Annotated in this window: 18 protein-coding genes; 6 read left to right on the forward strand and 12 right to left on the reverse strand. The window is 70.4% G+C overall.

Annotated elements, in window-relative coordinates; all coding sequences use genetic code 11:
* Positions 1-121 precede the first annotated feature (121 nt).
* Positions 122-1,723, forward strand: a complete 1,602-nt coding sequence (locus ACZ48Z_RS04980; RefSeq protein WP_468734357.1) for a peptide-N4-asparagine amidase — start codon at positions 122-124, stop codon at positions 1,721-1,723.
* 4 nt (positions 1,724-1,727) lie between these two features.
* On the opposite strand, the gene ACZ48Z_RS04985 is transcribed toward ACZ48Z_RS04980, so the two are convergent.
* Both ACZ48Z_RS04985 and ACZ48Z_RS04990 read right to left on the reverse strand, forming a co-directional pair.
* Positions 1,728-3,644, reverse strand: coding sequence for an AMP-dependent synthetase/ligase (locus tag ACZ48Z_RS04985; RefSeq protein ID WP_468734358.1), 1,917 nt, complete (start codon positions 3,642-3,644; stop codon positions 1,728-1,730).
* A 240-nt stretch (positions 3,645-3,884) separates the two neighbouring features.
* Entirely contained in the window at positions 3,885-5,849 is a 1,965-nt protein-coding gene (locus tag ACZ48Z_RS04990; RefSeq protein WP_468734359.1) for an AMP-dependent synthetase/ligase, read from the reverse strand.
* Positions 5,850-6,139: 290 nt separating this feature from the next.
* Here ACZ48Z_RS04990 and ACZ48Z_RS04995 point away from each other — a divergent pair, with 290 nt between their 5' ends.
* Together ACZ48Z_RS04995 and ACZ48Z_RS05000 are read left to right on the forward strand one after the other, a co-directional pair.
* Positions 6,140-6,265, forward strand: a complete 126-nt coding sequence (locus ACZ48Z_RS04995; RefSeq protein ID WP_468734360.1) for a hypothetical protein — start codon at positions 6,140-6,142, stop codon at positions 6,263-6,265.
* Complete coding sequence (locus ACZ48Z_RS05000) at positions 6,265-7,254, forward strand: MaoC family dehydratase (protein WP_468734361.1); 990 nt, start codon at positions 6,265-6,267, stop codon at positions 7,252-7,254. Before ACZ48Z_RS04995 ends, ACZ48Z_RS05000 begins: the two co-directional genes overlap by 1 nt.
* On the opposite strand, the gene ACZ48Z_RS05005 is transcribed toward ACZ48Z_RS05000, so the two are convergent.
* The 6 genes from ACZ48Z_RS05005 to ACZ48Z_RS05030 all read right to left on the reverse strand — a co-directional run bounded on the left by ACZ48Z_RS05005 (position 7,241) and on the right by ACZ48Z_RS05030 (position 11,591).
* Positions 7,241-7,912, reverse strand: a complete 672-nt coding sequence (locus ACZ48Z_RS05005) for a TetR/AcrR family transcriptional regulator (RefSeq protein WP_468734362.1) — start codon at positions 7,910-7,912, stop codon at positions 7,241-7,243. The two genes, ACZ48Z_RS05000 and ACZ48Z_RS05005, sit on opposite strands and share 14 nt — an antisense overlap.
* A gap of 45 nt (positions 7,913-7,957) precedes the next feature.
* The gene (locus tag ACZ48Z_RS05010) at positions 7,958-8,269 is read right to left on the reverse strand and encodes a DUF4229 domain-containing protein (protein ID WP_389096610.1); all 312 of its coding nucleotides are present in this window, start codon (positions 8,267-8,269) and stop codon (positions 7,958-7,960) included.
* A 75-nt stretch (positions 8,270-8,344) separates the two neighbouring features.
* Positions 8,345-8,869: a GNAT family N-acetyltransferase gene (locus ACZ48Z_RS05015; RefSeq protein ID WP_468734363.1), complete on the reverse strand. Its 525-nt coding sequence runs from the start codon at positions 8,867-8,869 to the stop codon at positions 8,345-8,347.
* A 284-nt stretch (positions 8,870-9,153) separates the two neighbouring features.
* Positions 9,154-10,317, reverse strand: a complete 1,164-nt coding sequence (mqnE, locus tag ACZ48Z_RS05020) for an aminofutalosine synthase MqnE (RefSeq protein ID WP_468734364.1) — start codon at positions 10,315-10,317, stop codon at positions 9,154-9,156.
* Between the two features lie 58 nt (positions 10,318-10,375).
* The gene (locus ACZ48Z_RS05025; RefSeq protein ID WP_362670801.1) at positions 10,376-10,831 is read right to left on the reverse strand and encodes an Lrp/AsnC family transcriptional regulator; all 456 of its coding nucleotides are present in this window, start codon (positions 10,829-10,831) and stop codon (positions 10,376-10,378) included.
* A 76-nt stretch (positions 10,832-10,907) separates the two neighbouring features.
* Positions 10,908-11,591: a UbiX family flavin prenyltransferase gene (locus ACZ48Z_RS05030; RefSeq protein WP_468734365.1), complete on the reverse strand. Its 684-nt coding sequence runs from the start codon at positions 11,589-11,591 to the stop codon at positions 10,908-10,910.
* A 91-nt stretch (positions 11,592-11,682) separates the two neighbouring features.
* Here ACZ48Z_RS05030 and ACZ48Z_RS05035 point away from each other — a divergent pair, with 91 nt between their 5' ends.
* Positions 11,683-12,267 (forward strand): rhomboid family intramembrane serine protease, encoded by a 585-nt coding sequence (locus tag ACZ48Z_RS05035; RefSeq protein WP_468734366.1) that lies wholly within the window; start codon positions 11,683-11,685, stop codon positions 12,265-12,267.
* A gap of 316 nt (positions 12,268-12,583) precedes the next feature.
* Here ACZ48Z_RS05035 and mqnP read toward each other — a convergent pair whose 3' ends face one another.
* Genes mqnP through ACZ48Z_RS05055 form a run of 4 tightly spaced genes read right to left on the reverse strand, consistent with a single transcriptional unit; the run spans position 12,584 to position 15,862 of the window.
* Entirely contained in the window at positions 12,584-13,507 is a 924-nt protein-coding gene (gene mqnP, locus ACZ48Z_RS05040; protein WP_468734367.1) for a menaquinone biosynthesis prenyltransferase MqnP, read from the reverse strand.
* On the reverse strand, positions 13,504-13,974 hold the full coding sequence (locus tag ACZ48Z_RS05045; protein ID WP_468734368.1) for a hypothetical protein: 471 nt from the start codon (positions 13,972-13,974) through the stop codon (positions 13,504-13,506). The genes mqnP and ACZ48Z_RS05045 overlap by 4 nt, the downstream gene beginning before the upstream one ends.
* The gene (locus tag ACZ48Z_RS05050) at positions 13,971-15,428 is read right to left on the reverse strand and encodes a menaquinone biosynthesis decarboxylase (RefSeq protein ID WP_468734369.1); all 1,458 of its coding nucleotides are present in this window, start codon (positions 15,426-15,428) and stop codon (positions 13,971-13,973) included. The genes ACZ48Z_RS05045 and ACZ48Z_RS05050 overlap by 4 nt, the downstream gene beginning before the upstream one ends.
* Positions 15,429-15,484: 56 nt before the next feature.
* The gene (locus ACZ48Z_RS05055) at positions 15,485-15,862 is read right to left on the reverse strand and encodes a hypothetical protein (RefSeq protein ID WP_468734370.1); all 378 of its coding nucleotides are present in this window, start codon (positions 15,860-15,862) and stop codon (positions 15,485-15,487) included.
* Between the two features lie 132 nt (positions 15,863-15,994).
* On the opposite strand from ACZ48Z_RS05055, the gene ACZ48Z_RS05060 reads away from it, so the two are divergent.
* Both ACZ48Z_RS05060 and ACZ48Z_RS05065 read left to right on the forward strand, forming a co-directional pair.
* A complete protein-coding gene (locus ACZ48Z_RS05060; protein WP_468734371.1) occupies positions 15,995-16,384 on the forward strand; it encodes a PLD nuclease N-terminal domain-containing protein in 390 nt (129 codons plus the stop codon).
* A gap of 334 nt (positions 16,385-16,718) precedes the next feature.
* Positions 16,719-18,116, forward strand: a complete 1,398-nt coding sequence (locus tag ACZ48Z_RS05065) for a purine-cytosine permease family protein (RefSeq protein WP_468734372.1) — start codon at positions 16,719-16,721, stop codon at positions 18,114-18,116.
* The last annotated feature ends 81 nt before the right edge of the window (positions 18,117-18,197 follow it).

An 18,197-nucleotide genomic window follows, 5' to 3' on the forward strand; every position in this document is an offset into this window, starting at 1 on the left:
GGAGACTCGCTGCGGCGGGTAATGGTTGTACCAAGCCGAAAGTCAGCGATCTGGCTGGAATTGGTCAAGAAATCCTCTAGCCCTCTGGTCACAGGCGAGGCAGCCGGGTTCACTGCGCCGCATGAGACGACCTCTCCCCCACTCCCCACGGCGCATCGCGGCGGTCCTCACCGCCGCCCTCGCCTCGCTGACCCTCGCGGCGGGCACTGCGTCCGCCACCACGGTCCCCGTCGAGTTCGGCACCGACTACCACGACCCCGTCACCGCCGCCCCGCCGATCAGCACCCCGCACACCAAGGCGTGTTTGGTCACGGTCGCGGAGGCACAGTTCAAGGACTTCACCCCGTACACAGGGACGTACACGCCGCCGACCGGATGCGGGACGCCCGGCCGTTGGTCGAAGGTCGTGCTGCGGATGGACGGCAACGTGAAGGGGCGGCAGTACGACCGGCTCGGGTACCTGGACATCGGTGGCGTGCAGGTCTTCCGGACGTCCACGCCCGAGCCCTCGCAGGACGGGATCAACTGGTCCGTCGAGAAGGACGTCACCGAGTACGAGAAGACGCTGAGCAGCGCGCAGTCCGTCGACATGCTCATCGGCAACGTTGTCAACGACACGTACACGGGCATCCTCGACGTCAAGGTGACGCTCACCTTCTACGCGCCCGAGCGCCATCGGCCCGCCGCGGACGCTCCTGACCAGGTCATCCCCCTCAGCGACGGTGACAGCGTCACCACCGGCGCCTCCCTCACCACTCCGCGCAACTCGGAGCGCATTCTCGCCGAGGTGTACGCCACCGGGTCGGGCGGTGGCTGCGAGGAGTTCTGGTACTCGGCGACCACGCCGTCCGCGTCGTACTCCTGCCAGGCCGGGGACGACGGGCCGTACCGCGAGGTGCAGGTGAGCGTCGACGGGAAGGTCGCGGGGATCGCGTCCCCGTACCCGAACGTGTGGACCGGCGGCTGGTCGCCCTATCTGTGGTCGGTGATTCCCTCCCCGACCGCCTTCGACGTACGGCCGTTGACCTTCGACCTGACGCCGTTCGCGGGGCTCCTCAACGACGGCAAGGCGCACACCGTGGACGTGTCGGTGGTCGGGGTGCCGGCCGGGCAGAGCGGGTGGAGCGCGCCGACGAACGTCCTGGTGTGGCAGGACGCGCACAAGTCGGTGGTGACGGGGGCCGTGACGTCGTACGCGAAGACCGATCCGGCCGTCGGCAACACCTTCACGGACGGCTCGCTGCGGCACCTGGTGACCAGCGGAAAGGACCGGCTCAAGGTCTCCGGCTATCTGAACACCTCGCACGGCCGCGTGACCACGACCGTCGAGCGGACGCTCACCGCGGCCGTCGACCACCAGTGGACGCCCGACGAGAACACCGACGACCTGACCGGCAAGTGGACCGATCACCAAGTCGTCGCCACCAACGGGCACTTGGTGCGCACCGACCGCGACTACACACTCGACGGCCGGGCCACCATCGACAGCGCCAACCGGCTGCGGGTCGTCATGGCCCTCGGCGACCACGCCCGGACGGGCGCCACCCGGGTCGACGACACCTACCGCGGCGACGCCACCTTCACCCTCGGCGTGGCCCGCGAGGAGCGGCACGCGGTCGCGACGACGAGTGAGCGGTACCGGCTGAACGGGCCCGGCACCTGCTACGACCACACGCTCGCGAGCGAGCAGGGGGTGCTGACGAAGGACATACGCCGCTGCTGACGCGTCACTCCTTCGCGTACAGCCCCTCGATCTCCGCCGCGAAGTCCCGCATCACGGCTTCGCGGCGGAGTTTCAGCGACGGGGTCAGATGCCCGGCCGTCTCGGTGAGGTCGGTCGGGAGGATGGTGAAGCGGCGGATGGACTCGGGGCGCGAGACCAGTTTGTTCGCGTCGTCCACGGCTCTCTGCAGGATCTGGCGCAACTCCTCGTCGTCGAGGAGGAGTTCGGCGGGGACCGGATGCTTGCCGTTCATCTGGCGCCAGTGGTTGACGCCGTCCATGTCGAGGGTGATCAGCGCCGAGATGTAGGGGCGGCGGTCGCCGAGGACCATGCACTGGGAGATCAGGGGGTGCGAGCGGAGCCAGTTCTCCAGCGGGGCCGGGGCGACGTTCTTGCCGCCCGCCGTGATCAGGATCTCCTTCTTGCGGCCCGTGATCGTCAGATAGCCCTCGTCGTCCAGCTTGCCGATGTCACCCGTGGGGAACCAGCCGTCGGCCGAGGCGGGGGCCACCCCCTCGCCGTAGGGGTCCCAGTAGCCGCGGAACACCTGGCCGCCGGCCAGCAGGATCTCGCCGTCCGCCGCTATGCGGACCCTCGTGCCGGGCATGGGCCAGCCGACCGTGTCGAGGCGGGGCTTGAGAGGCGGGGTGACCGTCGCGGCTCCCGTGGACTCCGTCAGGCCGTAGCCCTCGTAGATCTCCATGCCCGCGCCCGCGTAGAACGCGGCGAGGCGGCGGCCGAGGGGGGAGCCGCCGGAGATGATGTGGCGGATCCGGCCGCCCATGGCGTTGCGGATGCGCTTGTAGACCAGCTGGTCATAGAAGGTGCGGGACGTCTTGAGGGCCGCGCCCGGGCCGGAGCCGGTGCCCGCGTGGCGGGTCTCCATGGCCTCGCCGTAGCGGACGGCGACGCTCACCGCACGGTCGAACGCGCCGACCCGGCCGCTGTTCTCCGCCTTGGCGCGGGCGTTGTTGAAGACCTTCTCCAGCATGTAGGGGATGACGAGGAGGAAGGTCGGCTTGAAGCTGCCCAGGGCCTCAAGGAGGTCGTCCGCCTGGAGGCTCGGCGCGTGCCCGAGGCGGACGCCGGAGCGGACGCAGGCGATGGCGACCATGCGGCCGAAGACGTGCGAGATGGGCAGGAAGAGAAGCGTGGCCGGGTTCTCGTCCGACTTCCCCCTGAAGACCGGGTAGAGGAGCTCGATCGCGTTGTCGACCTCGGCGAGGAAGTTGCCGTGGCTCAGCACACAGCCCTTGGGGCGGCCGGTGGTGCCGGACGTGTAGACGATGGTGGCGACGGTGGCCGGGCCGAGCATCCCGCGCCGTACGCCGATCTCCTGCTCGGGCACCGACTGGCCGAGCTCACCCAGCCGCTCCACGTGCCCCTTCTCCATGATCCACATGTGGCGGAGGTCGGGCAGCCGGCTCAACTCGGGGCCGAGGGCGGTGGCCTGGCCCGCGGTCTCCGTGATCAGGGCGACCGCGCCGGAGTCCTGGAGGATGAAGCGGGTCTGGTAGACGGAGGACGTGGGGTAGACGGGCACGGTGACCAGGCCCGCGGCCCAGGCTCCGAAGTCTAGGAGGGTCCACTCGTACGTCGTACGCGCCATGATCGCGATGCGGTCGCCCGGCATCAGCCCCTCGGAGATCAGGCCCTTCGCCACCGCCAGCACCTGCTGCGCGAACTCCGCCGCCGTCAGGTCGATCCAGTCGCCGTCCTGGGTCCGGCGGCTCATCACACGCTGGTCCGGTGCCGTCTCCGCGTTGTCGAAGGGCAGGTCGGCGAGCGAACCGTGGGTCACCGGCGGGGCCAGCAGCGGGACCGACACCTCCCGGACCTCTCCGTCCAGCCGCACGATCTCGGGCTCGACAAGCACCGGTGCGCCGTCGTAATCGGTACCGGAGGTGTAGGAGAGGGACATGAGCGACTCCTGGGGCGTGCAGCTGGATTCCGCACTTACTGCATGTTGTACGTGCGATGCGTGCCTGGGCGTTCACGCGCGGTGCACGGCCCAGGGGTTACCGCCGGTTAACATGGCGATCCTAGGGCGCCCTCGTGGGGGGTAGGTGCGGATTCCGGGATGTTCCGGAGCCGGGCCTGTGCAGTATCGACCCGCAGGTGGATCTCTGTCAGCTCCTGTGCCGGTCTCCGTGGACCGCGGTCAGCCCCTCGGGCGCTGGTGCGGCCCGAAGGCCGGGCCGGCGTACATCCCCTCGATCCAGGACCCGAACTCCTCGGCGACCACGTCCCTCTTGAGCTTCATCGACGGGGTCAGATGGCCCGCCTCCTCCGTGAGGTCCACGGGCAGGACGGTGAAGCGGCGGATCGACTCCGGGCGCGAGACCAGCTTGTTCGCCTCGTCCACCGCCCGCTGCAGCACGCTCCTCAAGTCCTCGTCGTCCAGCAGAAGTTCGGCCGGAACGGGGTGCTTGCCCCGCATTCGGCGCCAGTGCCCGACGCCTTCCATGTCGAGGGTGATCAGCGCCGAGATGTAGGGGCGGCGGTCGCCGACGACCATGACCTGGGAGATCAGGGGGTGGGCGCGGAGCCAGTTCTCCAGCGGGGCCGGGGCGACGCTCTTGCCGCCCGCCGTGATCAGCATCTCCTTCTTGCGGCCGGTGATGTACAGGTACCCGTCGTCGTCCAGGTGCCCGAGATCGCCGGTGGCGAGCCAGCCGTCACCGGCCGCGGGGGCGAGTCCGTTGCCGTGCGGGTCCCAGTAGCCGCGCAGGACGTGGTCGCCGGCCAGCAGGATCTCGCCGTCGGCCGCGATCCGGACCCGGGTGCCGGGCAGGGGCCAGCCCACGGACCCCATCCGGGGCTTGAGCGGGGGCGTCACCGTGGACGCGCCGGTCGTCTCCGTCAGGCCGTAGCCCTCGTAGATCTCGATGCCCGCACCGGCGTAGAAGGACGACAGCCGCCTGCCCAGCGGGGAGCCGCCGCAGATCATGTAACGGACCCTGCCGCCCATGGCGTTGCGGATTCGGCGGTAGACCAGCGGGTCGTAGAAGGTGCGGGCCGCCTTCAGCGCGGCGCCCGGGCCGGGGCCGGTGCCCGCGTGACGGGACTCCAGCGCCTCGCCGTAGCGGCGGGCCACGCCCACCGCGCGGTCGAAGGCGGTCACCCGGCCGCCGGTCTCGGCCCGCGCGCGGGCGACGTTGAACACCTTCTCCAGCATGTACGGGATGGTGATCAGGCAGGTCGGCCGGAAGCTCGCCAGGTCGGGCAGGAGTTCCTCCGACTTCAGGCTCGGCGCGTGCCCGAGGCGGACCCGGGCGCGGATGCAGGCGACCGCGACCATGCGGCCGAAGATGTGCGACATCGGCAGGAAGTGCAGGATCGCGGCCTCCTCGTTGGTCCGCGACCGGAAGACGGGGTAGAGGAGTCCGATCGCGTTGTCGACCTCGGCGAGGAAGTTGCCGTGGGTGAGGGCACAGCCCTTGGGGCGGCCGGTGGTGCCGGACGTGTAGACGACGGTGGCCAGCGTGTCGGGGCTCAACATGCCCCGCCGTACGGCGACTTCCTGGTCGCCCACGTCCGTGCCGCGCTCCGCCAGCCGCTCCACATGGCCCCGCTCGATGACCCACAGGTGCCGCAGGTCGGGCAACCGGCTGAGCTCCGGGCCGAGGGACGACGCCTGCTCGGCGGTCTCCGTGACGAGGGCGGCCGCGCCGGAGTCCTGGAGGATCCAACGGGCCTGGAAGACCGAGGAGGTGGGGTAGATCGGGACGGTGACCAGGCCGGCGGCCCAGGCCGCGAAGTCGAGGACCGTCCACTCGTAGACCGTCCGCGCCATGATGGCGAGCCGGTCCCCGGCCACCAGCCCCGCGGCGATCAGCCCCTTGGCCACCGCCAGTACCTCGTCGGCGAACCGGGCCGCGGTCACGTCCGCCCAACGGCCGTCCTCGGTACGGCGGCTGAGGACGCGGTCCTCGGGGGCGATGCGCGCGTTGTCGAAGGGCAGCTCGGCGAGCGAGCCGTGTGTCGACCACGGGACGAACGGCGGTACGGACACCTCGCGCGCCGCCCCGTCCGCGTACCGGATCTCCGGCTCCACGAGCACCGGTGTGCCGTCGTACGTCGTGGAGTGGACCGTCGTGGAGGCCGACGGGTGCGAGGTGGACACGGACGACTCCAGAGGTTCACCAAGAACGACCCGCGAAGAGTTTCCGCAGGTCAGGCAGGAGATCGTATTGCGCCCGCGTGATGGCAGGGTGAGGATACGGCGACGGTTTGACGGGGGAGATGTGCAACCTCGTCGCATTTCTTGCGCCCGGGACCCTACCGGACGGTATCCTGAACAATTTTCATCTTCGTCCCGGCCGACCGTCCCGCCCGGCGCCCTCTCGATACACAGGACTTACCTCGGGTAACCTTACTCTGGAGTAAGCAAGGAGCCCAGTCAGGGAGTTGGACATGGCCGACCGCCATCTGCGCTTCACCCGCACCGCGCCCGGCCGTCTCCCCACCCGACGCCTGCCGTCCGGCGCGGTGAACGGGCAGGTCGTGCGGGTGCGCAGCCAGAGCCTGCTGGGGGCGTAGTGGGGACGCACTCCGACGACATGCGGGCCGGGGACGCGTGCGACGAGGGCACGGGCTCCGGGGACGGGACGCGTCCCGAGGGTGCGGGCCCCTTCGGCTCGCCCCGCCGCGGCCCCCGGCCCGGTGGTCCGCCGGTCGTTCTCGCCCGGCCTCCCTCCCTCGCCCCCCTTCTCGCCGCGGGCGCCCTGCGGTCCCCCTTCAAGCGGCCCTCCGCCACCGCGGACTGGCCCCGGACCCGGCTGGTGCTGCCCCGGCTGCGGGTCGATCTGGCGCGGCTGGCCGCGTACGAGCGGGTGTGCGGGTTCCCGACCGGGGAGGACGCGCTGCCGGTGACGTATCCCCATGTGCTGGGCTTCCCGTCGGCCATGCGGCTGATGAGCGCGCGGGACTTCCCGCTGCCGTTGCTCGGGCTCGTCCACACGTCGATCGAGATCACCCGGTACCGGGAGCTGTCGGCGACCGGCACGTACGAACTCACGGTGTACGTCGACGGATTGGCACCGCACCGACGCGGTACGGAGGCCGCCGTGGTCACCGAGCTGCGGGTGGGCGAGGACGTCGTATGGGAGTCGGTCAGCACGTATCTGGCACGGCACCGCACGGAGGACGGGGCCGGGGCCGGCAGCGGAGACCGGGAGCAACCTCGTGAGAGGCACGGTCCGTTGCCCGGGGTCGACGAGTGGCGGCTGGCCGGGGACATCGGCCGGCGTTACGCCGCCGCGTCCGGCGACCGCAACCCGATCCACCTGTACCCGCTCACGGCCCGCCTCTTCGGCTTCCCGAGGACGATCGCCCACGGCATGTGGACGGCGGCCCGCTGCCTGGCGGCACACGGTACGCCCCAAGCGGTGCTGGTCCGGGCGGAGTTCAGGGCACCGGTACTGCTGCCGGGGACGGTGACGTACACGTCGGACGGGGAACGGTTCGAACTGTGCGGCGGCGACCGCGTGCATGTGAGCGGGGGCGTGTATCCGCTCAGGCCACTGTGACCGGGGGCTCCGGGGTGGCGTCCTGGAGGGTCCATGGCCGGCCGTGCATCAGGTTGCCCAGTCCGGCCCAGGCGAAGTTCATCAGGGTCGCGGCGGACTGCTTCGCGGTGACACCGGGGGTGGCGTTGGCCCAGGCGGCGAGGGACTCGGCGGCGCCGACGAGGGCTTCACCCAGGCCGGCGACCTCGCGCTCCGGAAGGTCGGGGGCACGGTGTGCCTCGCGGGCGGCGACCACGATCAGGTGGGTCACGAACGCGACGATCTCCTCCCGCATCGCGGTGACCTCGGCGACGAACGCCTCACCGTGGATACGGGCCTGGAGGTGCAGCACGGACCAGCCGTGCGGGTTCTGCGCGGTGTGCGTGAAGAACGCCAGCAGCCCGTCCCAGAGTTGGCGGTCGGCGGGCAGATCTGTCCGCACACCCGTCCGGACGGCCTCGGTGAGCGTGGCCGCCTCCCGGCGGATGCACGCGGTGAAGAGGTCTTCCTTGGAGTTCAGGTACAGGTAGACCAACGGTTTGGACACACCGGCGAGTTCGGCGATCTCGTCCATCGAGGCGGCCATGTACCCACGCTGCCCGAAGATCTCCACAGCGGCGTCCAGCATCTGCTGTTCCCGCACGGCACGCGGCATCCGCTTGCTCTTCACGACACCCATGCCCAAAGCGTACGGTCCGGCGCGGGGTTGGGCGCCGCACCCGGGTCAGGAGGCCTGCGGAGCCTGGCCCTGCGCGCGGGTGGCCTCGTCGGCCGCCTCGTCCTCCTGGCTGCGGTTCGCCTCCAGGTTGGCCTTCATCCGGTCGACCCGCTGCACGACCTTGATGGAGGCGCGGTCGCGTTCCTTGCGGAGGACCACGAAGCTGATGGGGGCCGAGATCAGCAGCGAGAGCAGGACGATCCACATGCCGTTGGAGGCGCCGAGGCCGCGCGGAGCGATGCCGGAGTAGACGAGGCCCCAGACGACCACGAGGCAGCCCACCAAGATCCCGAGGCGCATCAGCGTGTAGCGGAGCATGTCAATCCACTCTTCCGGTTCCAAAAAGGGGCACCGTCCAGTGAAGCACGCCGGGCACCCGATCTTCGAAGGGGGTCAGCCGAGCGGCAGCAGCATGATGACGTCGTCGCGGTCGTCACCGGGAGCGACGCGGATCGCGCCGGGTATGCGGCCGACCTCCTTGTAACCGCAGGAGCCGTAGAAGCGCTCCAGGCCGAGCCCGCCGCGGCAGGTGAGCCGTATCGCCTCGACGCCCTCCAAGGTCCGGGCCCCGTCGGCCGCCGCCGCCAGCAGGTCGCGGCCGTAGCCCAGGCCCTGATGACGGGGGTGCACCATCACCGTGTACAGCCACACCCAGTGGGTCATCAGACGGTGGGTGTTGAAGGTGAGGAACGCGGTCGCGGCGACCTGCCCGTCCTCGTCGTGGCCGACCAGGAGCCGGGCGCGGCCGTCCGCCATCGTCGCGAGGTGCTTCACCAGCTCGGGCCGGATCGTCTCCCGCTCCACCGGCGCCACGAACCCGACGGCACCGCCCGCGTTGGACACGTCCGTCCACAGGTCGAGGATCCCGTCGCGGAGCTCGGGTCCCACGGCCGGGTCGAGGGTGAAGGTAAGGGGCATGAGGCGAGGCTATTCATTACGCCTAGGTCGCCTCAAGCGAGTCCCGACGTCACGTACGTCACCCCTCAGGGACGCGGGAACCCGTCAGCCCTCCGGCCCGAGCACCCACCAGGGGCGCGGGGAACTGCGCGACCCGCCCCCACCGGGCCGCAGCCGGCGAACGACCACAGGCCCCGTCGGCGCAGACACCCTCGGCGATCTCACAGCCAACTGCCTCAGCACCCCCAGGGGCGCGGGGAACTGCGCACGCACCGGCCCCCACCGCGCCGCGGTCGGCGACGGCCTCAGACCCGCATCGGCTGCGGCGACTCCCGGCGCCCCGCGTCCGGACCGTCGTACTCGCGGATGATCTCGTACCGAGTGTTCCGCTCGACCGGCCGGAACCCCGCGTCCCGGATGAGATCCAGCAGATCCTCGCGGGTCAGCTTGTTCGGGGTGCCGTAGTTGTCGGCGTCGTGGGTGATCTTGTACTCCACGACCGAGCCGTCCATGTCGTCCGCCCCGTGCTGGAGGGCCAGCTGCGCGGTCTGGACGCCGTGCATGACCCAGAAGACCTTGACGTGGGGGACGTTGTCGAACAGCAGCCTCGACACCGCGAAGGTCTTCAGGGCCTCCGCGCCCGTCGCCATCTGGGTGCGCGCCTGGAGGCGGTTGCGCACCTTGCCGTCCTTCATGTCCACGAAGTCGTGCTGGTAGCGCAGCGGGATGAAGACCTGGAAGCCGCCGGTCTCGTCCTGGAGTTCACGCAGCCGCAGGACGTGGTCGACCCGGTGCCGCGGCTCCTCGATGTGGCCGTACAGCATCGTGCTCGGGGTCTTGAGACCCTTCTCGTGCGCGAGGCGGTGGATCCGGGACCAGTCCTCCCAGTGGGTGCGGTGGTCCACGATGTGCTCCCGGACCTCCCAGTCGAAGATCTCCGCGCCGCCGCCGGTGAGGGACTCCAGGCCCGCGTCGATCAGCTCGTCGAGGATCTCCGACGCCGACATCCCGGAGATCGTCTCGAAGTGGTGGATCTCCGTCGCCGTGAACGCCTTCAGCGAGACGTCCGGGAGGGCGGCCTTCAGCTCGCGCAGCGACCGCGGGTAGTAGCGCCACGGCAGGTTCGGGTGCAGGCCGTTGACGATGTGCAGCTCGGTGAGGTTCTCGCCCTCCATCGCCTTGGCGAGCTTCACCGCCTCCTCGATGCGCATCGTGTACGCGTCCTTCTCGCCCGGCTTGCGCTGGAAGGAGCAGTAGGCGCAGGACGCCGTGCACACGTTGGTCATGTTGAGGTGGCGGTTGACGTTGAAGTGGACGACGTCGCCGTTCTTGCGCGTCCGCACCTCGTGCGCGAGACCGCCGAGCCAGGCCAGGTCGTCCGACTCGTACAGCGCGATGCCGTCCTCGCGGGTCAGGCGAACACCCTCCCGTACCTTGTCCTCCAGCTCGCGCTTGAGCCCGACGTCCATGCCCACACCCTTCTCCGACGACCGCCTGCTACCACCGACGACTCCGACCACCGTACGTCTACGCCTCTTCGGGCAGCTCTCCGACCCGGTTCTCCCACTTCGTGGAGAGCACGATCGTGGTACGGGTCCGGGAGACGCCCTTGGTCCCGGACAGCCGCCGGATGATCTTCTCCAGGCCGTCCACGTTGTCCGCCCGCACCTTGAGCATGTACGAGTCGTCGCCCGCGATGAACCAGCAGTCCTCGATCTCGCCGAGGTCCCTCATACGGGCCGCCACGTCCTCGTGGTCGGCCGCGTCGGAGAGCGAGATGCCGATCAGCGCGGTGACACCGAGGCCGAGCGAGGCGGCGTCGACGGTTGCGCGGTACCCGGTGATGACCCCGGCCGCCTCCAGCCGGTTGATGCGGTCGGTGACGCTGGGTCCCGACAGACCGACGAGGCGCCCCAGCTCCGCGTAGGAGGCCCGGCCGTTCTCCCTCAGGGCCTGGATGAGCTGCCTGTCCACCGCGTCCATGGGATCGAGCCTTCCGCTGAAAAAGTTCCTGAAGTGATGAGAGGTGCTGAAGTGCTGAGAGGTACTGCCGCTTGCCCTACCGACCCGCCGTGCCGCCGCCCAGTTCGCCCTGCCAGCGCCGGTACAGGCCGTGTCCGACACCCGCCGCGTCCAGCACCCGCCCGGCGACGAAGTCCACCAGGTCCTGGATGTGGGTGGCGCCCGCGTAGAAGGCCGGCGAGGCGGGGAGTACGGTCGCGCCCGCGTCGTCCAGTGTCACGAGGTGCCGCAGCGTCTGCCCGTTGAGCGGGGTCTCCCGTACGGCCACCACGAGCCTGCGGCGCTCCTTGAGGGTGACGCTCGCCGCCCGCTGGAGCAGGTCCTTGGAGAGACCGAGGGCGACCCCGGCGACGCAGGCGGTGGAGGCGGGGACGATCAGCATCCCCTTGCTCGGATACGACCCCGAGGACGGCCCGGCGGCCAGGTCCCCGGCGTTCCAGTACCGGACGGCGTCGATGTCGACGTCGAAGGTCGCGGGCTTGCCGTCGGCTCCCCGGGCCAGCCATTCCCGCAGGTCCTCGCGCCAGTGCGCGTCCCGGAACGAGATCCCCGTCTCGTCGAGCAGGGTGAGTCGCGAGGCACGGGAGACCACCAGGTCCACGCTCTCGCCGGCGGCGAGGAGAGCGCGCAGCACAGACGCGGCATACGGGGTGCCGGAGGCGCCGGACACCCCTACGATCCAAGGCGTACGCCGCGTCTCTCCTGGCTTGACTGGGTTCACACCCCCGAGCCTATCCGGCGTCGCAGGGTGGGAACCGGCCAAGGGGGTCGGGGCGTTCCTTGAAGGGGACGCGCGAGTGGTGGGGGATGCCATGACGGGCAGGGAAGTCGAGTGGTCGCACGGTGACCGTGCGAAGGCCGCGGCCAAGCTGATGGTGGGCTGGGTCGCGCTGTTGTGGCTGCTGGAAGTGGTGGACGTGGCGAGCGGCCACGCCCTCGACGGCCTCGGCATCACCCCGCGCACCCCGTCCGAGCTGATCGACGTCGTCCCGGCCGCCTTCATCCACTTCGGCTTCGCCCACGTGGCCGCGAACAGCGTCCCGCTGCTGGTCATGGGCTTCCTTGCGGCCCTGGGCGGCCTGCGCCGGTTCGCCGCCGTCGCCGCCCTGATCATCGTGGCCGACGGCTTGGGCGTCTGGCTCATCGCCCCGGCCCACACCAACACGGCGGGCGCATCGGGCCTGATCTTCGGCCTGTTCGGCTACCTGCTGGTCACCGGCTTCGTCGAGCGCAGACCCCTGAGCGTCCTGGCCGGCCTCCTGGTGGCCGCGATCTGGGGCACGTCAATCCTGGTCGGCCTGGCCCCCACCCAGACGGGCGTCAGCTGGCAGGGCCACCTGCTGGGCCTGGTGGCAGGAGTAGCGGCAGCCTTCGCGTTCAAACGCCGCCCGGCCTGACCCGCCCAGGGGCGCGACGGTCAACGACGTTCCCGTCAAACACCGGCCACCTCACCCACCCAGGGGCGCGGGGCTGCACTCGATCTGCGGCTACCGCCGCGTGGGCGCGACCAGCCACAACCAACCCGCAACCTGCAACGACCCCACACCAGCGCCCGGGACAGCGACGCTCCCGCTCAAACACCAGCCACCCCCACCCACCCAGGGGCACGGGGCTGCACTCGATCTGCGGCTACCGCCGCGTGGGCGCAACCAGCCACAACCAACCCGCAACCTGCAATGGGCCAACGGAGCCCAGGACCCGACGACCCCGCGGTCAGACCGTCAACCCCCGCACCAGCAGATCCAACAGCGCACACACGAACAGGGCAATGCCGATAAAGCCGTTGACGCTGAAGAACGCCCTGTTCAACCGGGACAGGTCATGCGGCCGCACGATCGAGTGCTCGTAGACGAACGCGCTCGCGACGATCATCAGCCCCACCCAGAAGAACCCACCCGCGTCCGTCGCGACGGCGTACCAGACAAGGAGGGACATCGTCAGGAAGTGACAGACCCTGGCCCCCCAGATCGCTCCGGGGATCCCGAAGCGCGCCGGAACCGACATGACTCCGACCTCACGGTCCGTCTCGACGTCCTGGCAGGCGTAGATGAGGTCGAAGCCGCCGATCCAGATGCCGACCGCGAGACCGAGGATGACCGCGTCCCACGACCACTCACCGGTGATCGCGAGCCAGCCGCCCACCGGCCCCATCGCCTGGGCGAGACCGAGGATGGCCTGCGGGAAGTTCGTGAACCGCTTCCCGTACGGGTAGACCACCATCGGGATGACGGCGACCGGAGCCAGCGCCAGGCACAGCGGGTTCAGCAGCGCCGCCGAGCCGAGGAAGACCACGACCGCGACCAGCGCCCCGGTCCACGCGTGCTTCACCGACATCGCCCCGGTGACCAACTCCCGCTGAGCCGTCCGCGGATTGCGCGCGTCGATCTCCCGGTCGATGATCCGGTTGACCGCCATCGCGAAGGTGCGCAGGCCGACCATGCAGACCGTCACCAGGAGCAGCCGCCCCCAGTGGATGTTCCTGTCCCACTCGAACATCGCGGTGAGCGCCGCGATGTAGGCGAAGGGCAGCGCGAAGACCGAGTGCTCGATCATCACGAGGCGAAGGAAGCCCTTCACCTTCCCGGTCGGCTGCGGCGCCGGGCCCGGGCCCACGACCCCGTCGGCGGTGGTCATCATGCGAGGCTCCCGAGGAAGGCGTCGAGGTCGGTCAGGAGTGCGGCGGCGGACAGCGGCCCGGTCTCCACGGTCAGCGGTGTCTCGGCATCGTCGGGCGGGGTGATGTGCGCCGTGAAGGTGTACGCGTCCGCGCCGGCCGGGCGGGCGTCCACCCGCAGCACCGCTCCACCGTCGACCGTGAACGGACCGTCCGCCGCGGTGAGCCCCGCGCGCAGCCGCTCCGCGAAGTCGGCGGGTTCCGCGTCACGCACACCGGGCAGCTCGAAGCCGTCGCCGTCGCCGTCGTGCTCGAAGAGGACCGCCCAGGTGTCACCGGGGCCGACGAGTTCCTCCGGCGTGACGCCCGCCTGCTCGGCGGCCAGCCGGACGCCCGGGTCGGCCGGGTCCAGCTCGGGCCGCACGAGAGCCACATAGTCGGTGTCGGTGCCGATGAACAGGGCCGGGCCGCCCGCCGCGATGGGGCTCACAGTCCGTACTCCTTCCACCGGCGGTCGACCTTCGCCGCCGTCTCCGGGTCCGGGAGGACCATGTCGGGCCAGCCGCCGTCACGGGTGTAGCCCTCCTCGGGCCACTTCTTTGTCGCGTCGATGCCCGCCTTGCCGCCCCAGAACTGCTGGTAGGAGGCGTGGTCGAGGTGATCGACCGGTCCCTCGACGACCGAGAGGTCGCGGGCGTAGTCGGTGTTGCCCAGCGCCCGCCAGGCGACCTCGTGCAGATCGTGGACGTCGCAGTCGGCGTCGACGACCACGATCAGTTTGGTCAGGGACATCATGTGTGCCCCCCAGACCGCGTGCATCACCTTCTGCGCGTGCTTCGGGTACTTCTTGTCGATCGACACGATCGCGCAGTTGTGGAAGCCGCCCGCCTCGGGCAGGTGGTAGTCCACGATGTCCGGCACGATGATCTTCAGCAGCGGGAGGAAGAAGCGCTCCGTCGCCCGCCCGAGGGGCCCGTCCTCCGTCGGGGGGCGGCCCACGACGATCGACTGGAGCAGCGGCCGCTTCCGCATCGTGACGCAGTCGATCTTCAGCGCGGGGAACGGCTCCTGCGGGGTGTAGAACCCGGTGTGGTCGCCGAAGGGGCCCTCCGGCAGCATCTCCCCCGGCTCCAGCCAGCCCTCGATCACCACCTCCGCCTGCGCCGGGACCTGGAGCGGGACCGTCTTGCAGTCGACCATCTCGATCCGCTTGCCCGCGATGAACCCGGCGAAGAGGTATTCGTCGATGTCACCGGGGAGGGGTGCCGTGGAGGCGTATGTCACGGCGGGCGGACAGCCGAAGGCGATCGCGACCGGCAGGCGCTCTCCCCGCCGGGCGGCCACCTGGTAGTGGTTGCGGCTGTCCTTGTGGATCTGCCAGTGCATACCGATCGTGCGCTTGTCGTGGCGCTGGAGCCGGTAGAGACCGAGGTTGCGGATCCCGCTCTCGGGGTCCCTGGTGTGGGTGAGCCCCAGGTTGAAGAAGGAGCCGCCGTCCTGCGGCCAGGTGAACAGCGCGGGCAGCTGGTCGAGGTCGACGTCGTCGCCGTGCAGCACGACTTCCTGGACCGGGGCGTTGTCGGACTTCACCTTCTTCGGCGGGACGTGCGCCATCGCGCCGAGCTTCCCGAAAGCCTCGCGCACGCCCACGAAGCCGTTCGGCAGTTCGGGGCGCAGCAGCCCGCCGATCTTCTCCGAGATCTCGCCGTACGACTTCAGGCCGAGGGCCTTGAGCAGCCGCCGGTCGGTTCCGAAGACGTTCATGGCGAGCGGCATGGCGGACCCGCGGACGTTCTCGAAGAGCAGCGCGGGGCCCCCCGCCTTCTGCACCCGGTCGACGATCTCCCCGACCTCCAGGTACGGGTCCACCTCGGCCTTGATCCGCTTGAGGTCTCCCTCGCGTTCCAGTGCCCTGAGCAGGGAGCGAAGATCGTCGTAAGCCATGCTCCCCAGTATCGCCGAGGCGCGCCGGGCCCCGACGCCCGCCCCACCGCCCGGGCTCAGCTCCGGGCCCGCTCCAGTTCCGACTCCCGTCGCCGCAGACGGTCGCCTGCCAGGCCCGTGGCGAGGAGCGCGCCGCCGGCGGTGGCGAGGGGGACGGCGAGCACGAGGGCGGCCACGGGGCGCGGCCAGTCGCGGGCGGCAGCGCAGTGCCGCGCGTCGGCGTCGCGGTCGACGTACACGTCGTCCCCGTCGGCGAAGGCCGGGGCGGTGCAGTCCGCCTTGCCGTACGTCCCGTAGTGCACCTCGTACGGCGTGAACAACTGCCAGGCGGCGAAGCCCCACAGGAGTGCGGCCAGGCTGAGCAGCCCGATCCCCCAGCCCCGGAGCCGGTCGGTGCCGGCGCGGAAGCGTTCTTCGACGACAGCCGGATGCAAGGAGTCCTCCCCCGTGAGTTCGCCGACGACGACCGCCGACGAGACGTCGTGGGTATTTTGCCAAGCCGCTACCCTGACCCCGTCAGGGGGCGGTCACAGGCTCCCCACAACGTTCCCAGGGGGATTGCGCGCATGCTCAGGCTGTTGATGTACCTCGTGCCGCTGGCACTGACGATCTACGCGTTCATCGACTGTCTGAACACCCCCGAGGACGAGGCGAAGCACCTTCCCAAGATCGCCTGGGTCTTCATCATCCTGCTGTTCTGGATCGTCGGCCCGATCGCCTGGCTCGCCGCGGGCAAGCTGCGCACCCCGCCGGCGAACGGCCGCACCCCCTCCGAGTGGCACCGCAACCACCGCACGGAGTACGTCGCCCCCGACGACAACCCCGAGTTCCTGAACTCCCTCAAGGCCGACAACAAGAAGGACGAGGCCCTGCTGAAGGACTGGGAGGCGGACCTGCGCCGCCGCGAGGAGGAGCTGAAGCGCCGGGAGCAGGGCGAGGGCCCCAAGGACAACTGACCCGACGCCGTCCACCGTGCGGCCACGGACGCCGCACACCGCGCGGCCACGGACGCCCCGCACACCTCGCGGCCGCAAAGCCGTACACCGCGCGGGCCGCGACGCCGTACGCCTTGCAAGCCGCACCGCCGTACCCCTTGCAGGCCGCGCCGCCCTACGCCTTGCAAGCCGCACCGCCGTACCCCTTGCAGGCCGCACCGCCCTACGCCATGCAAGCCGCACCGCCGTACCCCTTGCAGGCCGCGCCGCCATACACCTTGTAAGCCGCCGAGCCGCCCGAAGCGGACAGTGCACCCCTGGGCCAAGCCGGACGCGGGCCGGACACTTACCTCGCATGACGACAGTTCCCGCCGACTCCACGACCGGCACCCTCGCCCCCGCATACGGTGACAAGGTCATCGCCGTCGAGACGGCGGGCTCGGAGCCCATCCCCGAGGCCGAACGCCACGGCACCCCGCTCCAGCTCCTGTGGACCTGGGCCTCCCCCAACATCGAGTTCGCGACCGTCTTCATCGGCGTGATCGCGGTCCTCTTCTTCGGCCTGAGCTTCTGGCAGGCCACGGCCGCCATCGTGCTCGGCACCGCGCTCGGCGCGCTCACCCAGGGCGTGCTGTCCCTGGACGGGCCGCGGTTCGGGGTGCCGCAGATGGTGATCGGCCGGCTCTCCTTCGGCCATCGCGGCAACATCCTGCCCGCCGCGGCCAACGGCCTGGTGGCGGGCGTCGGCTGGTTCGCGGTGAACAGCGTGAGCGCGGCCTTCGCGCTCAACACCCTCACCGGCCTACGACCGCTGCCGTCCCTGCTCCTCGTGGTGGCCGCGGAGATCCTGATCGGCTTCATCGGCCACAACTTCGTCCACGTCTTCGAGAAGTACGCCTTCCCCGCCCTCGCGGTGATCTTCCTGCTGGCCGGGGTGTGGACCTTCAAGGACGCGCACCTCGGCGGGGGCGGCACGGGCGGCGGCGTCGGCGGCTTCCTGCTCGCGTTCAGCGCGGCCTGGGGGTACGCGGCGGGCTGGAACCCGTACGCCACGGACTACTCGCGCTATCTGCCCCGTACGGCCAACAAGGCCAGGACCGTCCTCTACCCGGCGCTCGGTCTGTTCCTGTCCGTGTCGGTGGTCGCCGTGATCGGCGCGGCCTCGGCGACGATCGTGTCCCCGAAGGACGCCACTCCCACGGCGGCCTTCACCGGCCATCTCCCGGGCTGGCTGGGCGATCTGGTGCTGCTGGCGATCATCCTGGGCGCGGTGTCGGCGAACGCCCTCAACGTGTACTCCGGCGCGATCTCGATCGCCTCCTTCGGCCTGAACCTCCCCGCCTGGCTGAGCCGCAGCGTGCTGGTCGTGGTGTCCGGGGTCGCGGGTACGGCGGCGGCGTGGGCGTCGCTCTCGGACGCGGGGGCGGCCTATGAGGCGTTCCTGCTGGTGATCGCGTACTGGGTGGCCCCCTGGCTGGGCGTCGTCCTGGTCGAACGCTTCCTGCGCTCCCGAGCCTCCGACGACACCGTCGCCGCCCGCCTCACCGACCGCGGCTTCACCAACTGGCCCGGTCTCGCTGCCCTGTTGATCGGCATCGCGGTGTCCGTCCCGCTCTTCTCCAACCAGGAGGACTACGTCGGCTATGTGCCGGAGCACTGGCCGTCGTTCGGGGACATCACGCCCGTGGTCGGCTTCGTGGTGAGTGCCGTGCTGTACGCGGCAACGGTTTCCCTGCGTCGCGCCCGGCGGTAGCGACTGCCCGCGGATTCAGGGGAGTTGACGGCCCACCATCCACCCCCCTTCCCCCCTTCCGGGGCGCCGGTTGCCTCCCCC

The organism is Streptomyces sp. NPDC031225 (assembly GCF_055570355.1).